Source organism: Undibacterium sp. GrIS 1.2, assembly GCF_040544435.1.
Taxonomy (GTDB): Bacteria; Pseudomonadota; Gammaproteobacteria; order Burkholderiales; family Burkholderiaceae_D; genus Undibacterium.
Genome location: NZ_JBEONP010000105.1, coordinates 1 through 6,091, shown reverse-complemented (window position 1 = coordinate 6,091; position 6,091 = coordinate 1). Strand labels below are relative to the sequence as shown.

At 48.4% G+C, this 6,091-nt stretch carries 5 protein-coding genes; all 5 read left to right on the top strand.

The genetic code is table 11. From position 1 onward, the window contains the following. The first annotated feature begins 173 nt into the window (after positions 1–173). The 5 genes from AAKU61_RS21875 (at position 174) to AAKU61_RS21855 (ending at position 5,511) form a co-directional block, all read left to right on the top strand. Positions 174–1,523 carry a S1 family peptidase gene (locus AAKU61_RS21875; RefSeq protein ID WP_354335669.1) on the top strand — a complete coding sequence of 450 codons (1,350 nt, stop codon included), beginning with the start codon at positions 174–176 and terminating at the stop codon, positions 1,521–1,523. Further along, positions 1,520–2,497: an FHA domain-containing protein gene (locus AAKU61_RS21870; protein WP_354335667.1), complete on the top strand. Its 978-nt coding sequence runs from the start codon at positions 1,520–1,522 to the stop codon at positions 2,495–2,497. The genes AAKU61_RS21875 and AAKU61_RS21870 overlap by 4 nt, the downstream gene beginning before the upstream one ends. 352 nt (positions 2,498–2,849) lie before the next feature. Continuing rightward, positions 2,850–3,179: a hypothetical protein gene (locus tag AAKU61_RS21865; RefSeq protein ID WP_354335665.1), complete on the top strand. Its 330-nt coding sequence runs from the start codon at positions 2,850–2,852 to the stop codon at positions 3,177–3,179. A 48-nt stretch (positions 3,180–3,227) separates the two neighbouring features. Next, a complete protein-coding gene (locus tag AAKU61_RS21860) occupies positions 3,228–3,989 on the top strand; it encodes a complement resistance protein TraT (RefSeq protein WP_354335663.1) in 762 nt (253 codons plus the stop codon). 502 nt (positions 3,990–4,491) lie between these two features. Then, a complete protein-coding gene (locus tag AAKU61_RS21855) occupies positions 4,492–5,511 on the top strand; it encodes an LLM class flavin-dependent oxidoreductase (RefSeq protein ID WP_354335661.1) in 1,020 nt (339 codons plus the stop codon). Positions 5,512–6,091 lie beyond the last annotated feature (580 nt).

Sequence of the window (6,091 nt, the reverse complement as noted above, 5' to 3'; positions counted from 1 at the left end):
TTGATGCTTAGATGATGCAAAGTATAGATTGAGGCAAAAAAACGCCTCATTTATCAATTCTGTGGAACTTTAGCGCCGTTTGTGCAAAAACACCCCATTAACTCGGGCGTTTCGATCTCCCACTTCAAGTTCACGCCCAAGCCTGATCACCCCCCTTGTCCTGAAAGAATTGCATGAAATTAAAATGCTTCGCGCTACTACTGTTTTGCTCCAGTGGCTTGGCCTTGGCGGCGAGTGTTGCGCCTGCCTTGCCGGAAGAGCCGATGGAACCCGCGCCTTTGGCAGCGCCTTCGTCAGCGGCACAAAAACTGTATGCATCGGCCAAAAACGATTTGTTACAGGTGCGCGTCCTACTCAAAAACGGCCGCACCCAATCATCGGTAGGATCGGGCTTTATGATTGGTACCAGCGACTTGGTGGTGACCAATTACCATGTAATGTCGCAGATCGCGCTGGAGCCAGATATTTACGTCGGTGAATTCGTTGATACCAATGGCCAGCGTGGCAGTGTGGAGCTGCTAGCGGTCGATGTGCTGCACGATCTGGCGGTAGTACGCGTCAGCCGCAAAGGCACGGGTTTCTTTCAGGTGCCAGAACTGGTCGCGCAATTGTCAACGCTCAATCAGGGCCAATATCTTTACTCGCTGGGTAATCCGCTGGATTTGGGTTTTGCCATTTCGGAAGGTGCTTACAACGGCATCATCGGGCGCGCTTTTTATGATCAGTTCATGTTCACCGGTCCGATCAACGCGGGCATGAGCGGCGGCCCCAATGTCACCGTGGATGGCAAGATCGCCGGCGTTAACGTCGCCAAGCGTACCGATGGTGAACTAGTCAGTTTTTTGGTGCCGGCGCGCTTCGTTGTTGAGTTGCTCAACAAGGTCAGACTGCAACAGGCACAAAATAAAAAAACGCCGAAAGACTTCAACGCCGAAGTGGGCCAGCAACTGATCGTTCATCAAAACGTGATGGTTAATAAATTATTGGAAAGCCCGTTGGCACAAAAGGCGCTGGGTCCCTACCAGGTGCCGGTAAGGGAGTCTGAGCAAGTACGGTGTTGGGGGCGCTCGAATGCCAAGCCCGATAGTCCTTACACGGTAGATCAGGTCAATTGTCAGATGGAGTCAGCGATTTTTGTATCGGGCCAGATGCAAACCGGACACGTCGCCATCCAACATCGATTTACGCGCAGTAAAGAGCTTGATTCCTTACGTTTCTCGCACATGCTCAGTAATAATTTTAAAAATCAACTCAATGTCGGCAACAAAGATACCCGCTTGACCACGCCGAGCTGCACGGAAGAATTTATCGCGAATCAAAGTTTATCCATGCGCGCCGTAATGTGCGTGCGGGCTTACCGCAAGTTTGCTGGGCTATATGATTTTGCGCTGTTCACCGCCAGCACGGATCAGGCTTTAATGAGCCTGCAAAGCCGGCTCGATACCAAAGGCGTCTCTTACGATAATGGCTTGCGCGTCTCTCGGCTATTCCTCGCTTCCATCACCAGAGGGAGCAAACAATGAAAGCCGGCTACTTCATCGAAATTTTATCGCGCGCAGGCGAGGTATTGCATCGTCACCAGGTGGCGCATTTGCCGATACACATAGGTCGTGCCTACGACAATGACGTGATCCTCGATGATGTGCATACCGCCGCGCATCATGCCGTTGTAGACACTGACGCAAACGGACAATTACTGATACGTGATCTGGATAGCCGCAACGGCTTGATACATGGTGGCAAACGCCAGACGCAGGTCACCATCGGCGGGCATAGCGTCGTGCGTCTAGGGCAAACCAGCTTGCGAATTCGGGCGGCTAATTTTATTGTTGAAGAAGAGGCTTTTGATACCAGTAATTACAACTGGGAAGGATGGCGTCCAGCCGTTACTGGCGCTTTGATGATCGCCGCAATGGCGCTGGTCAGTGTCTGGTCTGGGGATACCGAGAAGTTTCCGCCGGTACATTATTTCATGGCGATGGCAGGGATACTTGGCGTTGGCCTGGTATGGAGCGCTGTCTGGGCGTTTGCAAACCGTTTATTCGGCGGCCATGCACGCTTCGGCAGGCATGTATTCATCGCCGCTTGCGGGATGTTAGCGGCAGAAATCGCCAGTTATACGACAGGTATCATGGCGTTTTCTTTTTCGTGGGAAGTGCTGAGTCGTTACGGCAGCCACTTTTATTTCGCCATCGCTGCCGTCACTTTGTATTTCCACCTGAAGACCATTAAGGCACGCTCGCCACGCCGTCTGATGATAACTGCTGGGTTGATCGCGCTACTTGGTTCTGGTTTTATGCTGATGGCCAATTACCAGCGCAGCGGCAAACTTGCTGATGAACTTTACATGACCGAGCTGTACCCGCCATCGCTGAGAATCAGCAAAGACCAAAGTCTGAATCACTTCATGTCCGCTGCCGAAAAACTCAAGGCACAAGTTGATAGCGAACGCAGCAAAGCAGTGACTTCAGGTGACGTCGATAGTGACGCCGATTGATGAGAATTTTTAGAATATTGAATTCAATAGCGCAATGTTCATGGGCCTTCTAGCCTGTTTTGCTTCCAGAAGGCGCATGGATAATGCGCATTGCTTTTGAATTTGTTTAAATTATTTTTTAATCGAGATTTTTTGTAGGCTAGATTCAGCTGTAAAACCTCACATTGTCAAAGCGTGCGGACCTGTATTGGGCGCATAAAGCCTCGATTTAATCGATTACTCGCTCAAAAAAAAGTTAAATTAATTACATTGAAATTGGTTTATAATTTTCAGGTTTTGGAACGACCCTATAAAAGGCGATTTTTTTTGGGTATTATTTTGATGTTTTTTTAGAGCAGAAAAGGAAGTTTGAATGAATGTTTTGTTACGTGTCACCCTCTCGTCCCTCATGGTTCTCTGCGCCGCTATTTCCTCTTTCGCCTCGGCGCAAACAGAACGAGAAATGGCTGAAATGCAGAGGAAACTCAATGCTGAGGTCATGGAAAAACCCTTTTCTGTGGCAGATGAAGCAAAAGTGGATGCATTCATCAAAGACGCGATGGCCAAAAACCTGAAGCCGGTCGAAACTAAGGCACCAGCACATTGGCAAAACGGCTATACCTGCGCTGATATTTACCAGTATGGTTGGAGTGGTTATCAAAATTGTCGCTATTACCACCATTATTACGGTCGTTACTGGTAATAGTTCTTCGCGTTATTTTTACAACATACCTATTTAGGAATCAAGCTCATGCTTACATCAATCAAGTCGTTCATTAAATTTTCGCCATTATTTTTAGTTGTGCCAATCTTGGCTGGCTGCGCTGCAACTCAAGTAGCACTTTCAAAAAAAGATCTGGATGTTCAGGCGCGTACCAGCACAGCTATTTTTGTTGATGCCGTAGCCAAAGACAAACGAACCATCTTCCTGGATGTAAAAAGCGGCGTCATGGAATTTGATCGTAAAGCGTTTAAGACATTTGTCGCAGAACAATTTTCAGCCAATGACAATGGCTACCGTTTGGTCGATGATCCGGATCATGCGCAGTTCACCATGGTGGCCTACGTACTTAATCTCGAAAAAACTAGCCCAACTGCGGCTGAATCCGCTTTGCATCAAGGTTACATGGGCGGTGCCGTGGTGGCAGGTGCCGTGGCCGGTAGTTTAATCAATAGCAATAATTATTATCGCGGTGCTGCTGCTGGCGGCTTAGCTTTCGGCGCGATAGAAATGATTTCCGGATCGCTCGTCAAAGATGTTACCTACATGTTGGTTTGTGATATTCAGATCAAAGAACGCACAAAGAATGGTGCGATCGTTCGTAAGGACACCAAAGTTGATGCCAAAGTCTCTGACGCTGGCACTAGCCGTCAAACAGTATCAGAAGTGTCCAATCAAAAGGAATATCGCACCCGTGTAGTCACAACGGCGAATAAAGTGAATCTGAAATTGGAAGAAGCTGAGACACTGATGTTTAAAAAGACCGCTTACGCGATGTCTGGATTTTTCTAAGCCTAGCTTGTCTCTATTTACTGCATCAACATAGCGTCACTGGATCAGTTCTCACATTTTTATATTTTATTGGCTTCATAGCGGAATGTTAGAACTGTCTCCAAACGCGACGAGTACATGCTTGCCAGGTGCGCCATGCGCATCATGTGCACCTGCGGTGCTATTGGCATGCTGATGGCGCATTTTCGGTCATTTTTTCTGCTCTTCGTGGACAATAGCTCGCTATTGGCGCCTCATTCGTAGCAAAACTGCCTCGAAAAGTGCATCCATCATCATTGCCAATCCTAATGGAAATTCTGGGTTAAAAATCAAGTCGTCAAACTCAATCAAGGGTTTGCGAGAAGGCGCCATCAGGACGGTCGAATTCGCCCCGGCATTTGATCGCGCCATACAATCTTTACTCAATGAACCCGAAGCGATTCAAACTGAGTCCAGCTAGGCGATCAGCAAGTATGAGCAAGTCGTACTATGATGGAGCGACTTTAATGACCATGACGCGCCAATGATACCTTTCTCGATACTTGATCTTTCCCCCATCCTTGAAGGCAGCGACGCTGCCCAGTCATTTCGCAATACCTTAGACCTCGCCCAGCATGGCGAACGCTGGGGTTTTCAGCGGTTTTGGCTGGCAGAGCACCATGGCATGCCGGGTATCGCCAGTGCCGCAACTGCCGTGCTGATCGGCTATGTCGCGGCAGGCACTTCTAGCATCCGGGTTGGCGCTGGCGGAATCATGCTACCGAATCATTCACCGTTAGTGATTGCCGAGCAGTTTGGCACGCTTGAATCCTTGTTCCCCGGACGTATCGATCTGGGTCTGGGTCGTGCACCCGGTTCTGATCAGACTACGGCGCGCGCTTTGCGCCGTAATCTGAGCTTGGACGCGGATCAGTTTCCGCAAGACGTCGTTGAATTGATGGATTATTTCTCAGCCGAGCAAAAGCGCGCTGTGCGTGCCGTTCCCGGTGTGGGTTTGAATGTGCCGATATGGATACTGGGGTCTAGCCTGTTTGGCGCGCAGCTGGCAGCGGCGCTGGGCTTACCGTATGCCTTCGCCTCGCATTTTGCTCCGGCACAAATGATGCAGGCAATTGCGCTGTATCGCGCTACCTTTACACCGTCGAAGCGTTTGGCAAAACCGTATGTGATGCTGGGCTTTAATGTGTTTGCGGCCGATACCGATGACGAAGCGAAGCTGAACGCTACGTCGATGCAGCAAGCCTTTGTCAATCTGCGCAGTGGACGCCCGGCGCGATTGCCGCCGCCGGTAGCTGATTATATGAGCAAGATAGGCCCGCAGGAACACGCTTTGCTCGATCAGGTTCTGCCTTGTTCGGCCATCGGTTCTGCCGAAACGGTGAAGCGCCAGTTGCAAGATTTTATCGCGCTGACCGGTGCGGATGAACTGATGATTACTTCACAAATTTTTGATCATGCGGCGCGCCTGCGTTCTTACCAAATAACGGCGGAGATAAATCAAGCTATTGTTCATCAAACCACCATTCATCAAGCCAAAACTTAATTAAAATTTGTCGAAAAATTTTACAGTTTAACTCTTTTTATTTCCATCGGGAATGTAAGTGCTTGAAATTGCTTGAGAAATTTAATTGGCACATTTCGTGCTATTGACCGATGGCGTACAACGCAAAATAAAATGATGCTTGCATATCCTTGCCATCGATTAATAAATCTCAGGGAGATAAAATGTTGGGTGTTTTTGCACAAACGGCGCTAAAGTTCCACAGAATTGATAAATGAGGCGTTTTTTTGCCTCAATCTATACTTTGCATCATCTAAGCATCAATTCATTGAATACCGCGCGTTCTGAGAGGTCGTTATTTCGAGATATTTTCTCATCCATATTATTCAATTTTTCCGGGGTAGTTGATTTTTTGGATTGGTAAGTCCGACCGAATCAATCATTTTCTCATCCGAGAAATCAAATTCCCCGTGCAAGTTAAAATGCGGTTCTGTCGCAATAGCGAACCCAAGACGGAGTCTTGGCATACGGATTGCGCCCATCATTAAACAGAGCGGATTTTTCCTGCCAAAGCATAAAATTGGTCGGCAAAAGACAGATCATCTGCGCCTTCCATTATGAG

Excerpts from the sequence above, each read along its gene's own strand:
- AAKU61_RS21875 (WP_354335669.1), top strand. The coding sequence starts at position 174 with ATGAAATTAAAATGCTTCGCGCTACTACTGTTTTGCTCCAGTGGCTTG.
- AAKU61_RS21855 (WP_354335661.1), top strand. The coding sequence starts at position 4,492 with ATGATACCTTTCTCGATACTTGATCTTTCCCCCATCCTTGAAGGCAGC.
- AAKU61_RS21865 (WP_354335665.1), top strand. The coding sequence starts at position 2,850 with ATGAATGTTTTGTTACGTGTCACCCTCTCGTCCCTCATGGTTCTCTGC.
- AAKU61_RS21870 (WP_354335667.1), top strand. The coding sequence starts at position 1,520 with ATGAAAGCCGGCTACTTCATCGAAATTTTATCGCGCGCAGGCGAGGTA.
- AAKU61_RS21860 (WP_354335663.1), top strand. The coding sequence starts at position 3,228 with ATGCTTACATCAATCAAGTCGTTCATTAAATTTTCGCCATTATTTTTA.